Genomic DNA, 1,519 nt, shown 5'->3' with positions numbered 1-1,519 from the left:
GGATCCGGGCGCTGTGATTGTCGGCGATCACGGCCAGCACTCGTGCGTGGTTGGTGACGAACGTCCAGCCGGTGTGAGACTCGGGCACTCCATCCATGACAGCAGTCTAGCGACCAGATGTTCACGCATTCAAAAACCTGAACGTAATTTCGTGTATTAGTTGACGTCCGTGGGTGGGGAGAGAGAGCCTGAGAGGCAGAGGCAGCCGAGCACATGAGGGAGAGGGACATGCCGGAATCTGCGCATTCGGCGCAGCGCCTCACCACGCTGGACGCGCGTCCGCCGTGTCTGGCCACGATCGAGGCCGAGGTGGCCGGGGAACGGACGGACGTCACCTGCCGCGGTGAGTTCGACATCGGAGCCCAGGCGCTCCAGTCCGAGCTGTACGCCGTCCTCGACCGCTCGGCCACCGGAGTCGACCTGGATCTGGCCGGAGTCGGCTTCTGCGACTGCGGCGGCCTCAACCTCCTGCTGGACCTGCGCCGGGAGGCCCTCGCCCAGGGCAAGACGGTCACCGTTCGGGCGTACAGCCCGGCCGTGGGACGCCTGCTGGAGCTGACCGGTGCCCGGGAGCTGTTCGTGACCGAGGATTCCGGAATCTCCGACGCCCCGGCCGCCGGGCACACGCCCGTCCCCGAGGAGCCGTCCCGGCCCAAGGGGGTCGACCAGGAGCTGCGCCTGGAGGTCGACCAGCTGCGTCGGGCGATGCGGACCCGGCCGACCATCGATGTGGCCCGCGGGATCGTCATGGCCTCCTTCGGCCTGAGCGCCGAGGACGCCTGGACGGTGCTCGTCACCGCGTCCCAGAACACCAACACCAAGCTGTACCACCTCGCGCAGGACCTGATGGGAGCCGTCCACGGAGCCCAGGTGCCGGAGGAGCTGCGACAGCAGATCGCGGTGGCGGTCGCCAAGGTGCGGGAGGCCTCGACGGCCCCGTCCGACGACGTCGCGGAGCGGGAGACGGGGCCGGCGTCTCAGGGCCTCCCGCCCCGACCGGCTGCGTGAGTTCGGCGGGCCCGGCTCGACCGGAGTAGGCGGTCAACTCCGGCAGTGCGCTGCCCACTTGGCCCACCGGGTCGTACGGACGACGCGGCGCCGGGCGAGGCACCGGCGTGGCCGACGGCGACGAAGCGGTCGGCGCCGGGTTCCAGGGGTGCCTGTGGTGATGCCCACCAGCATGTGGTGCGGGCGCTGGAGGCGGGTGGGGCTCGCGCCCCGACCTGCGGTGCGTGTCGAGATGTCCGGCTCGGCTTCGACGTATCCGGTGCAAGGGCCACGACACCCGAGAACCCGGAGGACCGGCCATGCAGACCCGGACATCACCCCTGACCGTCGATGTGTTCGTCTCGGTAGACGGATGGGCCGGCGGGGCGACCTCGCCCGGCTACTTCGGATATCCCGGCCCCGAGCTCGAGGAGTGGATCACCACCGAACTCGCCCTGCCGCAACTCGTGATCCTCGGACGACGGACCTACGAGGCGCTCGCGGGCCTGCCCGAGGAGGCGTGGGACGCGTC

At 70.2% G+C, this 1,519-nt stretch carries 1 protein-coding gene and 2 pseudogenes; 2 read left to right on the top strand and 1 reads right to left on the bottom strand.

Features of this window, described 5'->3' with window-relative positions; translation table 11 throughout:
- Positions 1 to 97, bottom strand: a pseudogene (locus JF597_RS54955) (ArsR family transcriptional regulator); the annotation flags it as partial.
- Positions 98 to 228: 131 nt separating this feature from the next.
- On the opposite strand from JF597_RS54955, the gene JF597_RS54950 reads away from it, so the two are divergent.
- Both JF597_RS54950 and JF597_RS54945 read left to right on the top strand, forming a co-directional pair.
- Positions 229 to 1,008, top strand: coding sequence for an ANTAR domain-containing protein (locus JF597_RS54950; RefSeq protein ID WP_294014713.1), 780 nt, complete (start codon positions 229 to 231; stop codon positions 1,006 to 1,008).
- A gap of 299 nt (positions 1,009 to 1,307) precedes the next feature.
- A pseudogene (locus JF597_RS54945) lies at positions 1,308 to 1,519 on the top strand (hypothetical protein); the annotation flags it as partial.

This window comes from Streptomyces sp. (assembly GCF_019510245.1).
GTDB lineage: Bacteria > Actinomycetota > Actinomycetes > Streptomycetales > Streptomycetaceae > Streptomyces.
The sequence above is the reverse complement of the archived record's forward strand: the minus strand, read 5'-3'. Positions and strand labels throughout refer to the sequence as shown.

What these genes read in the sequence shown, in the direction of transcription:
- JF597_RS54950 (WP_294014713.1), top strand. Translation starts at nt 229, where the DNA reads ATGCCGGAATCTGCGCATTCGGCGCAGCGCCTCACCACGCTGGACGCG.